This is a genomic window from Streptomyces sp. NPDC005483 (assembly GCF_040606035.1).
Classification (GTDB): domain Bacteria; phylum Actinomycetota; class Actinomycetes; order Streptomycetales; family Streptomycetaceae; genus Streptomyces.
On the sequence record NZ_JBEXEA010000009.1, the window covers coordinates 243,508 to 260,309 of the forward strand.

Sequence of the window (16,802 nt, forward strand, 5' to 3'; positions counted from 1 at the left end):
GCAGCCCCGTGCCTAGCGGATGTTCGGGTCGAAGGTGAAGATCACCAGCGTGCCGAGCAGGATGGTGAACACCGTGGCGGTGTAGAGCAGGCCCTTGAGCCACAGGCGGGTGTTCGGGCGCTCCGCGTAGTCGTTGATGATCGTGCGCAGACCGTTGGCGCCGTGCAGCATCGCGAGCCACAGCATCAACAGGTCCCAGACCTGCCAGAACGGGGACGCCCAGCGGCCCGCGACGAACGCGAAGCCGATCTTCGACACGCCGCCGTCCAGCACCAGCTGGATCAGCAGGTGCCCGATGACCAGGACGACCAGCACGACACCCGACAGGCGCATGAACAGCCACGCGGCCATCTCGAAGTTGCCACGGGTCGAGCGAGGGGTCTTCTTGGTGCGCTTGCGCGGGGCCTCGATGAGGGGCGCCGGGTTGTCGACGCCGTAACCGGAGGCGCCCTCGACGGGGCCGATGCCGTTAGCGGTGGTTTCAGTGGTCGCCATCGGTATCAGCTCCCGAACAGTTCACGAGCGGCGTGGCCGAGGACGGGGTAGATCGCCCCGATCATGAGCACGACCCACAGGCCCACGACGGACCAGAGCATCTGCTTCTGGTAGCGCGGGCCCTTCGACCAGAAGTCGACGGCGATGACGCGCAGGCCGTTGAGCGCGTGGAAGAGGATGGCGGCCACGAGGCCGTACTCCAGGCACGCGACGAGCGGGGTCTTGTAGGTGGCTACGACCTTGTCGTAGTCCTCGGGTGAGACACGGACGAGAGCGGTGTCCAGCACGTGAACGAACAGGAAGAAGAAGATGAGGACGCCGGTGACTCGATGAGCCACCCAGGACCACATTCCTTCCCGGCCGCGGTACAGCGTTCCAGCCGGCACGGAAGTCCCTCCGGGAGCGGGGTGTCGGGGCCTGCCGGCTTGTGCTGTCGGTCGGCCCGGCCGGGTACGGTCCACCGGCCCTCAGCATCGTAGCGATGCGCTGCCGCTGGGCTTAGCCGGGGCCTACCTGTGTGATCAAAGTGGCACGCAGATGGGGGAACCGGGTGGCTAATGAGGTGGGATGTCCGGTTATGTGCCGGGTGTGGGTTCGTGGTGGCCGGTCCCCGCGCCCCTCAGGGAGGACACCAGACGGCCCCTTGCGATGCGGCGGAGTTCCTCTGCCGCCACCACCCGTTCTTCCTCCGGATCGTTTGTCAATCGTGACCGGATGCCTGCCAGGACGTGGTCGAGGGCCTCGGCCGGAGCCAGGCCGTCCAGGCAGATGACGAAGGCGTGGCCGAAGCGTGCCTCGTAGGCCGCGTGGGCCGCGTCCATGGCCATGTGGGCCGCGGAGTAGGCCCCGTCCGGCAGGGCCAGCAGCGTCTCGGCCGCCAGGGCCTCGGAGAGATCCGACACGGTCAGGTCGTACGCCGCCTCGTCCGCGGCCGCGAGCAGCGCGTCCACGGTCGGATAGGGGCGGTGGGCCACGACCCGCTCCGCCCAGCGGAGGCTGCGCAGACAGTCCAGGAGCAGGGGCCGCGCCTCGTCGGAGGGCGCGTGGTTGAAGGCGTCCAGGACGGTGGGCAGGGACGGTATGGCCAGTCGGCCGGGAGAATGTGTGGGCGTCACGTGTGTTTCGGCAGGGGAAGCTGTGAGCGGTGTGACCCTACGTTATCGAGAGTGGACATGACCTGTCCGACGGATGCCCGAATTTCACCCGCACGGGAGAGTTTCGGAACGGGTGGTGGACACGGGCTCCGCTCTCGAGGCCCTAGGTTGACGATGTGAGCCAGCACAGGAAGCGACCGGAGAAGCAGGAGAAGCAGGCGCGCGGGCTGATCGCGGGTGCGGTCGCCGTGACCGTCGTGGCCGGAGTGGGCCTCGGGCTGTGGGCGGGCAGCGACGGCGACCCGGCCGGATCGGCCCGGTCCCAGGCCCAGTCACCCTCCGGCGGCAGCGCGGAGAACTCCCCGACCCCGTCGAGAGCCCCGAGCCCGGCCCCCAGCCCCACCCGGTCCTACCCCCTGTCCACCACCCCCCGCACCATCCCCGCCGTCCGCGCCCACACCCCGGCGCACGGCCCCGGCTGGCGTCCCGCCTCCGGCCTGCGCGTGGTCGTGAACAACGCCGGCCTCGCCGACGAGGGACGCCTTCTCGCCGGCGAGCTGGGACTGACCTACGCCGGGCAGAAGGACGACGTACACGCCGGGGACGTACGCCTCACGCTCGGCGGCGACAAGGGCGCGGGCCCGGAGTCGTACCGGATGACCGTGCGCGACGGGCGGGTCGCCATCAGCGGGCCGAGTGACGCGGGCGTGTTCTACGGCACCCGCACCCTCAAGCAGGAGGTGCACGGCGGCGGTACGGCGCCGGAGGGTGTCGTGCGCGACGAGCCCGCCAAACCCGTGCGCGGGTTCTCCCTGGACATCGCGCGCAAGAACTTCACGGCCGGCTGGATCGAGGACCGGGTCCGGGAGCTGGGCGACCTGAAGTACAACGAACTCCAGCTGCACTTCTCCGACGACCAGGCGTTCCGGATCGAGTCCGACTCGCACCCGGAGATCGTGTCCGCGCGGCACCTGACCAAGGCGCAGGTGAAGAGGATCGTCGCGCTCGCGGCCCAGCGGCACATCACCGTCGTACCGGAGATCGACTCGCCCGGCCACCTGGGGGCCGTCATCGCCGCGCACCCCGAGCTGCAGCTGCGCAGTGCGGCGGGGAACGCGGCGCGCGGGGCCGTCGACATCTCCGACCCCGCCGCCGCCAAGATCGTCGACGACCTGCTGAACGAGTACGCCGGACTCTTCCCCGGCGCCGACTGGCACCTCGGCGGCGACGAGTACCGCGCGCTGACGGTGTCCGACCCGGAGGCGACGTACCCGCAGCTCGCCACCGCCGCCAGGAAGGCCTACGGCAGCGGCGCCACCGTCGAGGACCTGACCACGGGCTGGCTCAACGACCGCGCCCGCACCGTCCGCGCCCACGGCAAGACCCCGCGCGCGTGGAACGACGGCTTCTTCCGGGGTACGTCCGTCCGGCCGGACAAGGACATCCAGGTCGGGTACTGGACGGGCAAGGAGATCGGCGCCCGGCAGCCGGTGGAGTACCTGAGCGCGGGGCGCAAGGTCGTCGACTACAACGACGAGTTCCTCTACTACGTCCTCGGTCAGCCCAACACGTTCTCCTACCCGACCGGCCGGCGGATCTACGAGGAGTGGACCCCGAGAGTCGTACGCGGCACGACGGCCGTCTCCTCGACGTACGACGGCCAGATCCTCGGCGGGTCCTTCGCGGTCTGGTGCGACTTCCCGAACGCGCAGACGCAGGACCAGGTCGCCGCCGGCATCCGGATGCCGCTGCGGGCCACCGCGCAGAAGCTGTGGGACCCGGGGAAGCCCGCGCTGACCTGGACGCGGTTCAAGGCGCTCGGGGACCGGCTGAGCTGAGGTTCCGGGGATTCCGGCTAGACGTACGAGCCTGGCGAACGTATGTTCCGCATGCCGCGCGTGAGGCTCTGGGGAGAACCCGCGCGGCCTGTGGAACATCCACGGCTCGCTGATCATCCACGTCTCGGGGGACCTCGCCATGCTCTGCACGCGCTGCCATCACTTCGAAGCGGCACCGGACGGCGTCCTGTGCACCCAGTGCGCCGCCGCGCCCGGGTTCCAGGCCCCGCCGGCCGGCGCCGCGCCCACGGTCTGGCTGCGCTCCCCGGTCGGGCTCGGGTGGGCGACCGCGGTGCTGCTCGCGGTGGCCGCGGCCGTCGACCTGTTCTCCCTCGGCGCGGACCTCTACCTGTACGACGTCACGGGCGACCTCCTCGGGGGCGGCGCCGGGGACGCCGTACGGGACGGGTCCGACCTGGCGGACACGCTGACCGTCGTGGCCGGTGCCGCCCAGGCGCTCATGCTGTTCGTCTGCGCCGTCGTCTTCGTGGTCTGGCTGTGGCGGGTGCGGCGCAACGCCGAGGTGTTCGCACCCGACGGGCACCGCAAGGCGCGCCCCTGGGTGATCGCCGGCTGGGTCGTGCCGATCGTGAGCCTGTGGTACCCGCGCCGGGTCGTGGTCGACATCTGGGACGCGAGCAGCACGGGGGAGAAGTCCGAGGGGCACGCCCTGATCAACGCCTGGTGGACGCTGTGGCTCATCTCCAACACGGTCGGGCAGCTGCTGTACGTGGCGTTCGAGGAGGCCGACACCTCACGGGAGATCCACGACTCCATGACGCAGGCGATGGCGGGCGACGCTCTCGACCTCGTGGCCGCCCTGCTCGCCGCCGCCGTGGTGCTGCGGCTGACCCGGATGCAGGACGAGATGGCACGCCGGGGCCCCGCGGTACCCGTCGCCATGTGACGGAATGGGTCCTTCCTGCTGCGAACTGCCGTACGACTGTGGTGTATTCGGCGACCTAGCCGTACCGAGCAGCCAGGGGGACCGGGGATGGGCTACTGGGGTTACTTCGTCGTGGGCCGCGGGGAGCGGCCGCTCGCCGAGCTGGACGCGCTGGCCGGCGCCGAGGGCATGGTCCTGTGCGAGTCGGCGCCCGGCGGATGGCAGGTCTGGGAGTACGCGAACGGCGAGGGCGATGTGGGGAACATGAACGCCCTTGCGCTGGAGAGCGGTTCGCCCGCGCTCTTCGGATACGTCATGGACAGCGCGTCGGTGGTGGTGGAGGCGGCGGGGCCGGAGAGCGGGGCCTGGACGACCTGTCTGGCCCGGGCGGCCATGGCCGGGTACCTCGGGGACGGTGAGGAGGGGCTGACCGTGGAGGACTACTTCCTCGAACCCGGGGACGCGGCCGCGCGGGCCGTCGCCTGGGCCGCGGAGGCGGGACACGAGGTGCCCGAGGAGCCACTGCTCGACGTACTGAGGGCGGAACCCGACCTGTTGGCCGAAAACCTCTTCTTCCGTATGCTCGACCGACTCGGTGTGGTGCCCCTGTGACACTCCGGGGCCGTCGCGCGCAGTAAGGGGAAGTGCGGGTTCCGTCAGGGGACACCGCTCGGCGAGGGAGGCGTGGATGAGTCTGGTGGAGCTGATCGGCCAGGCCGACGAACGCGGACTGGCCGCCAGCGGGTTGGCTTGTTTGGATCGGTGCGTACCGCTGCTCGGCGGCGACGACGAGGTCCTTCGGCCCCTGTGGGCGGGGCTCGCGGACGACGCCGGGGCCGAGGCGTGGGGCGAACGGCTGGAGCAGGTGCGGGGGAAGCTGGGCGGGGACGGGGAGTTCGGGTCGGCCGACGCCGATCTGAGCGAGGACGAGGCCGTGCTGCTGGCCCGCCGGATGCTCGCCGCCGCACCGGTGGAACCGTCCGCCCCCGCCTTGCGGGTGTGGGCCGACGCCTGTTCGGTCGCGGCGCTGCGCATCCACCGGCTGCTCGACCCCCTGAAAGACGCCGGCGACTCCGTCGACGCCCGCCGCGAGGGCCGTACGGAGGGCATGTCCCCCCTGGTCGCCGCCGAGCTGCGCCGCCAGATCACCGTCCTGGAACTGCTCGCCGGCCACGGCCCGGCGGGCCTGCGCCCGGCTCTCGACGTCTCGACCGAGGGCCGTCGGGTGTTGCGCGCGGTGGTGTCCCGGAGGAGCCGGCGGCGAGGGTGAGAGCCGGTGGCTCAGTGGGTCGAGTGGCCCACTGGCCAAGTGACTCAGTGGATGAGCCACTTGACCACCGCGTCCCCGTACTGCGCCGTCTGCCCGTAGAACGCCGTCAGATCCCGGTGCGCCGCCGCGAACACCCCCCGCGCCTCCCGTTCCGCGGCCGTTCCGCCGTATCTCGGCAGCAGTTCCTCGCGGGCGAGGAGCCACAGGGCCTCGAAGTCGGCCGCACCCAGGTACGCCGAGACGCGGTTCGCCCGGGCCGCGGTCAGGAGCAGGAACGGGGGTTTGTCGTGGTCGCCCGGGTAGACCGGCAGACCGCCGAGGACCACCTCGGCGCCGGCGTACAGGAGTTCGTGGTCCAGGTAGGACTTGTTCAGTACCTCCTCCCGGTGTCGTCCGATGCGTTCGCGCACGGCGTCCCAGTCGTCCTCGAACAGCCGTTGCATCCAGTTGGCGCTGTTGCGCAGGGCCGAGGGCGGCACCGCGCGGAGATGGAAGTAGTCGCTCATCAGAGACAGGAGCGCACGGGAGGGGGGAATCGTCACACCGGCGTCAACCTCGCTACCGAGAGGGTCCTGTGACCGTCCGAGGAGGGTTGCGGTGAAGGTGCGTCGGTCCTGCACCGGTCCCGCCGAGACCCCTCGATCCGGGTGACGAAACACCCCGCCGAAACGCTTTCACCCCTGTGACGACTGATGTGACGGCTCAGGCAACCGCCCCTACGACAGCTGATGTGACCACCCGCCGGACCAGCCGCCCCGCCGCCGCCGCCAGACCAGTGCGGTGGGCCGCCGACGCGGTGTCGGCCCTGCGCGAGGGCGCCCGCGTCCGGCTCGACTACTCGGCGCAGAGCCTGTGGCGCGTCGACCGGCTGATCGAGGAGATACGGCGCGAGGGGGCGCCGTACGCCGCCGTCGAGACCGTGCTGCGCGGGCTCGGCGCCTACGCCGGTGAGGTCGTGGTCCACCAGGCCGGTGCCGAGTGGTGGACGAGCGGCGGCGAGCACTGGGTCCGTACGCCCGACGGACGGCTGTGGGACCCGGTGGACGAGGCCCGCCGCTGCTTCGCCGGAGACGGCTCGCTGCGGCTGCTGTGCCGCGACGCGACGGGTGCCGACCGGCGCTGATCGCGGGAGCCGTGGTGAACGCGGAACGGGCGCCCGCTCCCCGGAATGCGGGGGAGCGGACGCCCGGGCCGTCGGATCCGGCGCTTCAGCAGCGCTGTCCGGACGTCTACTTGATGTAGACCAGCCCGTCCGTCGTGACCGTCGGACGGCCGCTGGTGCCGACCACCACGATCTTGACGGTGTGCTTGGCGCTGGTGGACCAGGACTTGGTCCAGATCGCGTCGCGGTACTTCGTGGTCGAGGACTTCAGGTCAACGGTCGCGACCTTGGTGCCGTCCACGTACACGTACGCCTGCCCGGAGGTGGACGCCCGCGAGACCACCCAGGAGGCGGACCGGCCGGTGAACGTCCAGCTCAGGCTCGCGCCCTTGGAGCCGCTGGAGTACGACTTCCCGCCGAGGTAGCTCGTGGACGAACGGGCCGTCCAGCTGCCCGACTTGGTGGCCGAGGTCTCCTGAAGGATCATCGGCGTGTAGGAGGGCGACGAGGTGCGGGTGTTGCCCGCGACGTCGTACGCCTTCATCGACCAGGTGCTCGCGGTGCCGGGCTTGGCGGTGCGGCTGGAGCTGGTGGTGGTCGGGCCGAAGGTGGCCGTCGTCGGGGACAGCAGGCTCACCGACTTCAGGTCCTGGGAGTCGGCGGCCTTCCAGCCGAGGGTGATCGGGACGGCGGTGGTGTTGACCGTGCCGGTGCGCAGGGTGATCTTCGGCGTGGTGGAGAAGGTCGGCGCGGTGGTGTCGGTGACGACGGTCAGCGCGGTGGTCGCAGGTGTGGTCTTGCCGGACTGGTGCACGGCCCGTACGGCGACCTTGTGGCTGCCCGCGGTCAGGGTCGTGCTCGCCGAGGTGGCCGTACCGGACGCGGTGGCGGCGACCTTGCCGTCGACCAGCAGCTCGAACTTCGAGATCAGCGAAGCCGGCGTGGTGGCCGCCCACTTCGCCGTGATCGCGCCCTTGGTGTAGTACGTCGAGCCGGACAGGGTCGTACCGGTCAGCGTGGTGACCTTCAGGCCCTGCACCGGCCCGGACGCCCAGGCGCGGATGGTCGGGAGCTGGCCGTACAGCGAGGTGCCCGGGCACTCGGTGGCGTAGCCGTCGCGGTGGGCGGAGACCCGGTTGAACGTGTAGAGGCTGCCCGCGGTGAAGCTGGTGCCGGCGAGGTTCTTCTGGGTCGCGCCCGCCGTCAGCTGGACCGTCGAGTCGGGGTCGACCCCGTACTGGCCGAGCTTCCAGGCGGCGATCCGGGCGACCGAGGTGAGGGCGGCGTTCGAGGCGCCCGCGTCGGTGTAGTTGCCGAGGACCGCGATGCCGGCGGACTCACGGTTCCAGCCGTAGGTGTGCGCGCCGAGGACCGGCAGGTCCACCCCGCCCTTGCGGCCCTCGAAGATCGTGCCGCACTTGTCGACCAGGAAGTTGTAGCCGATGTCGTTCCAGCCGTTGGTCTGCGTGTGATACGCGTAGATGCCCCGGACGATCGCGGCCGAGTCGGTGCACGAGTAGTCGTTGGTGCCGTCCGTGTGGTGGACGAAGACGGCCTTCACATCGGCGTTGTACTCCGACGGGTCGGGGCTGAGCTTCTCGTCGGCGCCCCAGCCGGCGCGGGAGACGATCGGCGGCTCGGGGACCGTCGACGGGGGCGCGGTGGGGGTGGTGGCGGTCGGCGTCGGCGTCGGCGTCGGGGAGACGGTGGCGGGCGCCGAAGCCGAGGCGGAGGTGGCCGGGTCGGTCGGGGTCGGAGAGCTGGACGTGCTCTCGCTCTCGACGGGGGCCGGGGTCGGCGTGCCGGTCTCGTCCGCGGCAGCGGCGAAAGCAGCCGGTTCCTTGTCGTCGCCCGTGTCCCTCTGCTCCGCGGCGGTCGCGATGCCCGGGTCGACGAGATTGACCTCAAGTCCCTTCGGCAGTCCGGCACTTGTGGTGCCGTCCTCGTGGACGACCTGCACCTGCACGCCGTCCGAGGGGCCCACCCACAGCGGTTCGGACGCGCCGCGCGCGCCGCTCCGCTCGTCGGGGTCCTCCGGCGGGTCGATGTTGGTCTCCAGGTCCTGCCAGGCGGTCCACTCGCCCGTCTCGCTGCTGCGGGTCCGGACCTGCGCCTTGCCCTCCAACGGCTTGGTCACGCCCGTCCACGAGACACCGAGCAGCGAGAACTGCTTGGTCTCGGTGCGCGGCAGCTCCCGCTTGCCGGTCGCGGTGCCCTTCAGCGTCAGGTCGTAGACCTTCACCGGCCGCTTGGGCTGCACGTCCCCCGCGGCGTCGGTCGACGGACTGGCGACGGCGTAGGTCGCGATGCCGCCACCCCCCAGAACCACCGCACCGAGCGTCAGCCAGGCCCGCCGCTTCATGCTGAGCGGTCTGTACGCACGGCTTTTACGACTCACTACCCCACCCCTGATTTGGTCACAGAAACACCACCTGTCACACAGGTGGCACCTACACAGCGTACGAACACTGCCAGGTGTCACAGGAGTTGGAGGTGGGGTGCCCGGGATGTCCGGCCCGCTGTGACACTTCTGTGAGGTCCGGCGCTGTTGACCGTGGGGGACATGGGCAAGGGCGACCGTGCCGTACGGTGCGGAATCGCCACGAACCGGTACGGACGGGAAAGTTCTTGGGCCAGGGAGGGGAACCCCGCCGCGTGCAGGCGTACGACGGGGAACTGGGCGCGGCCGTGGCGCGGGCCCAGGAGGGGGACGAGGCCGCCTTCGCGGTCGCCTACCGGCTGGTGCAGCCCGGACTGCTCGGGTATCTGCGCGGGCTGGTCGGGGAGGACGCGGAGGACGTGGCGTCGGACGCCTGGCTGGAGATCGCCCGGGACCTGGGCAGGTTCAGGGGGGACGGGGCGGGCTTCCGCGGCTGGACCGCGACCATCGCCCGGCACCGGGCCCTGGACCATCTGCGCCGGCAGAAGGTGCGGCCCCGGTCGGCGGCGCTGGAGCAGGACATGCTGGACCTGCCCGGCCCGCACAGCACCCACGACCAGGCACTGGAGTCCCTCTCCACGGAGTACGCCCTGGAGCTGGTCCGGGGGCTGCCGCGCGACCAGGCCGAGGCGGTGCTGCTGCGGGTGGTGGTCGGACTGGACGGCCCCGCCGCGGCCCGCGTCCTCGGCAAGCGCCCCGGCGCGGTGCGCACGGCGGCGTACCGGGGGCTGAAGCGGCTGGCGCACCAACTGGGCGCCGAGAGTGTGACGGATGACGGCCCCCGGACGCTGGGGGAGTCGACATGACAGGTGACGACGGCACATCGGACAGGAACGGACACGGCATGGGTGACGAGCGGAGCGGCAATGCCTCCGGCCGCCGGCATGCGGGTCCGGAGGAGACCGTGCGGGGCCAGGTCCGGGGCGAGCGCTCCACGCCAGGCCGGAAGCAGCCGTACGACCATGAGTCCCCCTACGAGGACAGCCCCCTGGAGGCGCTGCTCGCCGCGGCCATCCGTGGGGGGAAGTCCGAGGGCGAGGCGGAGCGGCTGGCCGTGGCCGCGTTCCGGGAGGCGAGGGACTCCGGGGCACATCGGGCGCGGACGCGGCGGCGGGACGACTGGCGGCCCCGCGCGCAGCGGCGCCGGGCGCGTTCGCTGCGGGCGACGCTCTCCGTGCTCCTTGCGAGCCTCACCCTGGGCGGTGTCGCCTACGCGGCGATCGGCTCGGTGGGCGGCGGTCCGGACAAGGGCGCGGCAGGGGACAAGGGCGTACACGCGAGCGCCTCGCCGAGCACCCCCGCCGAGTCGCACAGCAGCGCGCGCCCCTCCCCGTCGGCACCCGCCGAGCGCCCGCCCACCGCGCAGGACACCCTGGCCCACTGCCGTGCCTACGAGAAGGTCCGGGGCAGCGGCAAGGCGCTGGACTCCACGGCGTTCCAGCGGCTTGTGACGGCGGCCGGCGGTGAGGCGAACGTGAGCGCTTACTGCGCCGCGCTGGCGGACCCGTCCGCTGGGAAGGGCGCGGGTGACGGGAACGGCGCGGGCAACGCGAACGGCGGAGGCAACGCGAACGGCGGGGGTAACGCCGGCGACGCGAATCCGGGCAAGCAGAACGACAAGGCGAGCGGCCGGCCGAACGCGGACCAGAACAAGTCCGACAAGCAGTGACCCGGCGCGGCCGCGGCAACGGCCGGGGCCGCCACCCCTCGCCCGACAGAAGCATGAAGGGCCTCTGACCAGGCATTTTGTTGCTCGGGTGCAGGTTCTCACTTCCCGTCTGGACCGGCCCTCATCCAGGTGTTTCTGGCTGTTCCTGACCGCTACTGGTCACGCGCTGGTCACGTGTCCAACGGTCGGTCAGCCCCTGCGGGCTGCCGCGCCAGAAGGTGCCATCACTCAGGTGGGACGGCCTGCAGCGGAGGCTGAGGAGAAGTGCCGGATGGCGTCGTGCATCTGCCCGCGCATCGGACGGATCCTGGGCTCGGCTGCCGAAGCTCCGCGATAAATCCAGTACGACGTTTCTTGTCGAAGTAGACTTAGACATATTCCGTCGAAGTTGATGTGCAGGAGACCGCGTGAAGAAGAGCCTGCCGGCCAAGCCGGACGATGTGGTCGACCGGGTCCGGGAGTGGGGTCTGCTCGCGGAGTTCCTCACTGATCCGGATCCGGCGATGCGGCTCGGCATCGTGTCGGGGCGGCGGCGGCATGGGAAGTCGTACCTTCTGCAGGCCCTGTCCGAACAGGTCGGCGGCCTCTATGTCACAGCGGTCCGGGAGGAGGGGCGGCTGCCCGCGATCCAGCGGTTCAGTGATGCGGTCGCCTCCCACGCCGGCCTGCGGCCGGGGAGTCTGCGGCTGACCGACTGGCGTGACGTGTTGTCCAATGCCCTTGATGTGACGGCCCGTTCGGCGCATCCGCTTCTGGTGATCGACGAGTTGCCGTACCTGCTCCAGCACTCGCCCGAGATTCCGGGGCTGCTACAACAGCTCTACGACGAACGCCAACGGGGTGCCCGGCCCGGTGCCGGGCCGGGTCCGAGACTGATCCTGTGCGGCTCCGCGATGAGCGTCATGCACGAACTGCTCTCTGGAACCAAGCCGCTGCGGGGACGAGCCGTGGTCGATCTGCGGCTGGGCGCCTTCGACTACCGTGACAGCAGGGTCTTTTGGCAGATCGCCGACCCGCTGACCGCGCTGAAGGTGCACGCGGTCCTGGGCGGGGCTCCCGGCTACCGGCCGGTGGCTGCCCGGCCCCATCCGGACGACGGCTTCGACTCCTGGCTCACGCGGACGCTGCTCGATCCGGGGCGGGCGGTGTACTCGCGTACCGAGACCGAGTACCTGCTGCGCGAGGACCCGAGAATCACTCAGCACACGCTGTACTACGACATCCTCACCGCGATCGCGAACGGCGCCACCACTCCCAGCAAGATCGGCGCCGCCCTGGAACGCCCGCGCAACGCCGTCGCACACCCTCTCGGAGTACTGGAATCGACCGGCTACATCCGCCGCGAGCAGGACATCCTCCGCTCCCGCCATCCCGTCATCACCCTCGCCGACCCGGTCATCCGCTTCAACCAGCTCATCACGATCCCGCAGGCCGCCGCCGTGGAGCAGGGTTTCGCCGAGCAGGTGTGGCAGCAGGCCGCCCCCACCTTCAACTCCAAGATCCTCGGCCCGCACTTCGAGGACCTGGCCCGCGACTTCACACGTCGTTATGCCCACACCCTGTTGCCCGGTGGACTGCCCGGCCCGGTCGGTACCACCGAGGTCGCCGACCAGGTCGCCCGGACCAAACACGAGGTCGATGTCATCGCCCTGGCCGCCGGCGAGCGCCCGCAGGCTCCCCGCGCGAGGATCGCGCTGCTGGGCGAGGCCAAGGCGACCGCCGCCCGCCGGGGGACCGGTGACCTGGAGCGCCTGGAACGTATCCGTGCCCTGCTCGCAGACCAGGGGTACGACACCGCTACCACCACCCTGGCCCTGTACTCCCTGCACGGCTTCTACCCCGACCTGGCCGACCTGGCCAACCGCCGTGACGACCTCCTCCTGGTCGATCTGCCCACCCTCTACGGCAGCTGACACCAGGAGCTGCCCACGAGCGGAGGAGCGAAGGTGAGGCCGGTCCTGCTTCGTCGCGGACGGTCTGGGCGAGGGTGCCGGCGCCACCGCCGGGCGGGTGGAGGAGGCGCCGCGGATGGTGCGAACCACCGGGGATCCGCGCAAGCCGGCCGCGATCGAGGACCAGCCGATGGAACACGGCCCGGTGCCACTGGCGGAACTGCTGGAGGCGTCAGGGGAACTCGCCCGCGACCTTCCGGGCGGCGACGACCGGAAGGCCACCGTGATCGTGTCCGACGTGCCATGGCCACTGCCGAAGCCGCCTGGTGACGCTGGTCTGCTGGAGCCGGCGCTGCGCAATCTGGTCGCCGACGCGGTCAAGTACAGCGGGTCGGGGTCCTCCGTCGAGTTGCGCGCCTTCGAGGAGAGCGCACATGTCGTGGTGGAGGTCGCTGACACCGGCCAGGGCATTCCCGCCGAGGAACTCCCTTACATCTGGGGAGAGTTGGTGCAAGGCAGCGAAGTGCGGGACCTCCCTGGCACCGTCGTCCGGGTGCGCCTGCCGCTGGGCTGAGCTGCGGGTTCCGAGCCGTTCCGGGGCCGGGACGGCATGTCGCGGATCAGGCACATCGGAGCCGCCTCGGTGCGACAACGGCACCGCCAACAACGTCGTCGAGATCAGCGACGCCGACTACGACGAGGAAGTCGGGGACACGAACTGAGAGCCCGTTGCCCGGTGTTCAACCGCACCTCAGAGTGGAGATCACTGTGCTTGACCTTCCGAGCCACGACCGCACGGCCCTGACCACGCTGACACCCGTGCCGAACTCCCCCTGCTCCGGGCCAGGGCCCTCGGCATCGCGGGCGAACGCGCATCGAGAAGCGGGCGTCCAGTTCTCGCCACGGCCCAGCGGCCGGCGCCGCGTACAGCGATCCCAGCAGTTCCACCAGCGCCTGTTCCTCGGTCTGGTGCTGTCGGTGGCGTGCGATAGAAATCTCCCAGGCAGCAAGACTCTTGGGAGGGCACGTGGCTGAGCCGTATGGCGAACATGCGGCCGGCGGGCACCGCGCTCCGCTGGTGAGCCGGTCGGCGGAGATCCGGCGGCTCGACCATGTGCTCGACGGGATGCGGAAAGGCGGCGGGCCGGCCGTCGTCGACATCACCGGTGAGGCCGGTATCGGCAAGAGCCGGCTGATGAGAGAACTCTGCTCGCGGGCCGGGCAGCGCGGGATGACGGTGCTACGGGGCAGGGCGACGGAGTACGAACAGCACATCCCGTTCCAGCCCTTCACCGATGCCGTCGCCGACCTCGACCCGGGGGTGTTGGCGGCCTTTCCGGCGCTCGCCGAGGTCACACCCGTGCTGTACGCCGCCGCGGGTGGGCCTTCGCCGGGGCGGAGCGAGGTCGACCGCTTCGGGCTTCACCGGGCAACGGCCGGACTGCTGAACCGGATCGGCGGCTCGGGGCTGTTGGTGGCGCTCGACGACATGCACTGGGCGGACCCGGCATCACTGGAACTGCTCGACCATCTCGTCCGGCACCCCGCGGGTGCTTCTGTTGTCGTCGTTGTGGCACGCCGCGCCCGCCAGACCCCCGTCCCGCTGGACGCGGCGCTCACCCGCGGGGTCGACACCGGAGCCGTACTCCGGATGGGACTCGGCCCGCTCGCCGAACACGATTGCGTCGAAGGGCTGACGCCGGACCTGCCACGCGGCGAGGCTTTGGAACTCTACGCCGCCAGTGAGGGCAATCCGCTGTACTTCCTCACCCTGCTGCAGGCGCACCGCGCGGGCGCGCCGATGCGCAGACTCTCCACGGCCGGGCTGGGATCCTTGCTCCTGAACGAGCTGACACCGCTGACGCCGGAGCAACGCCATGTCGTCGAGGCGGTCACCGCACTGGGCGACCACGCCACGCCCTCCATGCTCGCCCTGGTCACCGGCCGTACCGATGCCGAACTCAAAGCCGATCTGGGCACCCTGGCCCGGCGTGACCTGCTCCGTACCGGTGCCCAGGGCCGGTTGACCCTGCGCCATCCGGTGCTGCGGACCCTCGTCCACGACAGCACCGACCCCTGGGTGCGCACCGGGATCCATCGCCTGGCCGCCGCCGAACTGGCCCGCACCGGTGCTCCGTTGGCCGAGCGGGCGCACCACGCGGAGCGCTCGCTGACCGGCTGGGACCCGCAGGCCGCCGCCGTGCTGACCGAGGCCGCGGAGCAGGCCGCGCAGACGGCTCCGGCCAGCTGCGCGCACTGGCTGGAGGCGGTGCTCCGGCACTTGCCGCACACCCCCGAGCACCGGGCGCGGCGGCGGGATCTGATGCTGTTGCGGGCCCGCGCGTTGGGCGTGTGCGGCGGCCTGCGAGAGAGCCGGGACCTGCTGCACGAGGTGATCGCCCTGGCGGGCCGGCACGACGATACCGACACCGCAACCGACACCGGGTCGCGGGCGTCGGCGGTGGTGCTCTGCGCCGTGATGGAACGCCACCTCGGACGGTATGCGGAGGCCGTCGCCCTGCTGCGCCGCGAACTGTCCCGGAGCCCGGGTCCCTCGCCGTCCGCCATGGTCGCCCTGGGGATGGAACTGGGGTCCTCCGCACCGCATCACACCTCGTATCCGACCGTACGGGCCGAGATCGCCAGAACGCTCTCGGTGGCCCGCGTCCTCGGGGACGAGGTCGCCGAGGCGGGAGCACTGGCGGTCTGCGCTCTGGGAGAGGCGTACGAAGGGGACATGACCGCGGCCGGCGGATTCGCCCGTCAGGCCGCCGGGATCGTGGACGCGCTGCCCGACAGCGACCTGACCGGTCTGTGCGAGGCGCTGGGGAGACTGGGCTGGGCGGAAGCGTTCATGAACCGCTTCGCCGACGCCGAACGGCACACCGACCGCGGCCTTGCCATCGCCCGGCGCACGGGCCAGATCTACCTCCTGCCCCACCTGCTCCTGTGCAAGGCGCACGTACGGATCCAGACCTGTCGGCTACCGTCGGCGCTGGAGTTTGCGGAGGAGGCCGAGGACATCGCCCGTGGCATCGGCAGCGAAGAATTGCTCGCGTTCGTCCTCGGGACCAAGACCCATGTGCTGGTGGAGGCCTGCCCACCCGGCGATCCGCGTCCGCTCGCCACCGCCGAGGAAGCCGTCACCGCGGCCGCGGCCGGTCCGGGCGACAACTGGTGGGCGTCGATCGCGTGGTCCACGCTCGGCTACGCGGCCCTCATCAGCGGCGACCCACAGCGGGCACGGGACGCCCTGCTCCACGCGGGCGGGAACGGGGTTGATCGGCTGCAGCCCTCGATGCGCCCCGTCCTCCTGGAGGTCCTGGTGGTCGCGGCCCTCGCCACCGGTGATGCCGATTCCGCCCGGACCTGGGCCGAGCGGGCCTGGAAGGATGCGGAGCAGCTCGCACTGCCCGTGCAACGCTCGGCGGCGATGCGCTGCGCCGGCCATGTCTCACTGAGCCGCGGCGACACGACCGCGGCGGCCGGGCTGTTCGCGTCCGCCGCCGAGACCAGCGCCCAGTGCGGTGCCGTGATCTGGGAGGCGTACTCCTCCTTGCTCGCCGCCTCGATTCCGGCCTCCGCCGACGGCGGCGCGTCCGCCGAGGCCGCCTGGCTCAGGGGCCATCAGCTGGCCTCCGCCGGGGGCGCCCGAATGCTGGTCGGCCTGGCCGAAGTGGTACGGCCGCCCGTGACCGAAGCGGCCACCGGTCCGCAACAGTTGCTCGCCGCGCTGACCGCGCGGGAAACGGAGATCGCCGAACTGGTCGCCGAGGGCCACACCAGCCAGGAGATCGCCGCCCGGCTCTACATCAGCCGTCGTACGGTCGAGACCCACATATCCAAGATCTACCGCAAGACCGGCGTCGCCTCCCGCGTCGCGCTGGCGGCACTGATGGCCCGCCGGACGCAGGACAGGCGGTAGCCGGTGCTGCGGCAGCGAGCCAGAGCCACTTGCTTGAAGATGTGCGCGAGGTTGGCCCGCAGGGTGCAGGGCAGATCGAGCCGGCCGCCGGGTCGGACGCGGTGTCACCAGTCCGGTCAGCGCGGTGACGTCGTCGTCGGTTCTTGGTGACCTGTGCGGTGATCCCTGTAGGACTGTCCATGGGGCGGGGT

General features: G+C 71.2%; 15 protein-coding genes. 10 read left to right on the forward strand and 5 right to left on the reverse strand.

Going from position 1 to position 16,802, the window contains the following annotated elements; translation table 11 throughout:
• Positions 1-12: 12 nt before the first annotated feature.
• The 3 genes from ABZT06_RS19620 to ABZT06_RS19630 all read right to left on the reverse strand — a co-directional run bounded on the left by ABZT06_RS19620 (position 13) and on the right by ABZT06_RS19630 (position 1,610).
• Complete coding sequence (locus tag ABZT06_RS19620) at positions 13-495, reverse strand: succinate dehydrogenase hydrophobic membrane anchor subunit (RefSeq protein ID WP_355741924.1); 483 nt, start codon at positions 493-495, stop codon at positions 13-15.
• A gap of 5 nt (positions 496-500) precedes the next feature.
• Complete coding sequence (gene sdhC, locus ABZT06_RS19625) at positions 501-881, reverse strand: succinate dehydrogenase, cytochrome b556 subunit (RefSeq protein WP_007384241.1); 381 nt, start codon at positions 879-881, stop codon at positions 501-503.
• Positions 882-1,070: 189 nt separating this feature from the next.
• Entirely contained in the window at positions 1,071-1,610 is a 540-nt protein-coding gene (locus ABZT06_RS19630) for a 2-oxo-4-hydroxy-4-carboxy-5-ureidoimidazoline decarboxylase (protein WP_355741928.1), read from the reverse strand.
• Positions 1,611-1,765: 155 nt separating this feature from the next.
• On the opposite strand from ABZT06_RS19630, the gene ABZT06_RS19635 reads away from it, so the two are divergent.
• From ABZT06_RS19635 to ABZT06_RS19650, 4 genes are all read left to right on the forward strand, one after another.
• Complete coding sequence (locus ABZT06_RS19635; RefSeq protein WP_355741931.1) at positions 1,766-3,427, forward strand: glycoside hydrolase family 20 protein; 1,662 nt, start codon at positions 1,766-1,768, stop codon at positions 3,425-3,427.
• 139 nt (positions 3,428-3,566) lie between these two features.
• Positions 3,567-4,334: a DUF4328 domain-containing protein gene (locus tag ABZT06_RS19640; RefSeq protein ID WP_355741934.1), complete on the forward strand. Its 768-nt coding sequence runs from the start codon at positions 3,567-3,569 to the stop codon at positions 4,332-4,334.
• An 87-nt stretch (positions 4,335-4,421) separates the two neighbouring features.
• Entirely contained in the window at positions 4,422-4,925 is a 504-nt protein-coding gene (locus ABZT06_RS19645; RefSeq protein ID WP_355741937.1) for a hypothetical protein, read from the forward strand.
• Between the two features lie 76 nt (positions 4,926-5,001).
• Complete coding sequence (locus tag ABZT06_RS19650; protein ID WP_355741940.1) at positions 5,002-5,583, forward strand: hypothetical protein; 582 nt, start codon at positions 5,002-5,004, stop codon at positions 5,581-5,583.
• A 44-nt stretch (positions 5,584-5,627) separates the two neighbouring features.
• On the opposite strand, the gene ABZT06_RS19655 is transcribed toward ABZT06_RS19650, so the two are convergent.
• Entirely contained in the window at positions 5,628-6,089 is a 462-nt protein-coding gene (locus tag ABZT06_RS19655) for a DUF1877 domain-containing protein (RefSeq protein ID WP_355742247.1), read from the reverse strand.
• Positions 6,090-6,313: 224 nt separating this feature from the next.
• Here ABZT06_RS19655 and ABZT06_RS19660 point away from each other — a divergent pair, with 224 nt between their 5' ends.
• Complete coding sequence (locus ABZT06_RS19660) at positions 6,314-6,706, forward strand: hypothetical protein (protein WP_355741943.1); 393 nt, start codon at positions 6,314-6,316, stop codon at positions 6,704-6,706.
• Positions 6,707-6,812: 106 nt separating this feature from the next.
• On the opposite strand, the gene ABZT06_RS19665 is transcribed toward ABZT06_RS19660, so the two are convergent.
• The gene (locus ABZT06_RS19665) at positions 6,813-9,047 is read right to left on the reverse strand and encodes a peptidoglycan recognition protein (protein WP_355741946.1); all 2,235 of its coding nucleotides are present in this window, start codon (positions 9,045-9,047) and stop codon (positions 6,813-6,815) included.
• Positions 9,048-9,313: 266 nt separating this feature from the next.
• Between ABZT06_RS19665 and ABZT06_RS19670 the strand changes: the two genes are divergently transcribed.
• The 5 genes from ABZT06_RS19670 (at position 9,314) to ABZT06_RS19690 (ending at position 16,611) form a co-directional block, all read left to right on the forward strand.
• Complete coding sequence (locus ABZT06_RS19670) at positions 9,314-9,931, forward strand: RNA polymerase sigma factor (RefSeq protein WP_355741949.1); 618 nt, start codon at positions 9,314-9,316, stop codon at positions 9,929-9,931.
• The gene (locus tag ABZT06_RS19675) at positions 9,928-10,794 is read left to right on the forward strand and encodes a hypothetical protein (protein ID WP_355741952.1); all 867 of its coding nucleotides are present in this window, start codon (positions 9,928-9,930) and stop codon (positions 10,792-10,794) included. The genes ABZT06_RS19670 and ABZT06_RS19675 overlap by 4 nt, the downstream gene beginning before the upstream one ends.
• 407 nt (positions 10,795-11,201) lie before the next feature.
• Positions 11,202-12,707 carry an ATP-binding protein gene (locus ABZT06_RS19680; RefSeq protein ID WP_355741955.1) on the forward strand — a complete coding sequence of 502 codons (1,506 nt, stop codon included), beginning with the start codon at positions 11,202-11,204 and terminating at the stop codon, positions 12,705-12,707.
• 115 nt (positions 12,708-12,822) lie between these two features.
• On the forward strand, positions 12,823-13,260 hold the full coding sequence (locus ABZT06_RS19685; RefSeq protein WP_355741958.1) for an ATP-binding protein: 438 nt from the start codon (positions 12,823-12,825) through the stop codon (positions 13,258-13,260).
• A 453-nt stretch (positions 13,261-13,713) separates the two neighbouring features.
• Positions 13,714-16,611, forward strand: a complete 2,898-nt coding sequence (locus tag ABZT06_RS19690) for an AAA family ATPase (RefSeq protein WP_355741960.1) — start codon at positions 13,714-13,716, stop codon at positions 16,609-16,611.
• Positions 16,612-16,802: the final 191 nt, after the last annotated feature.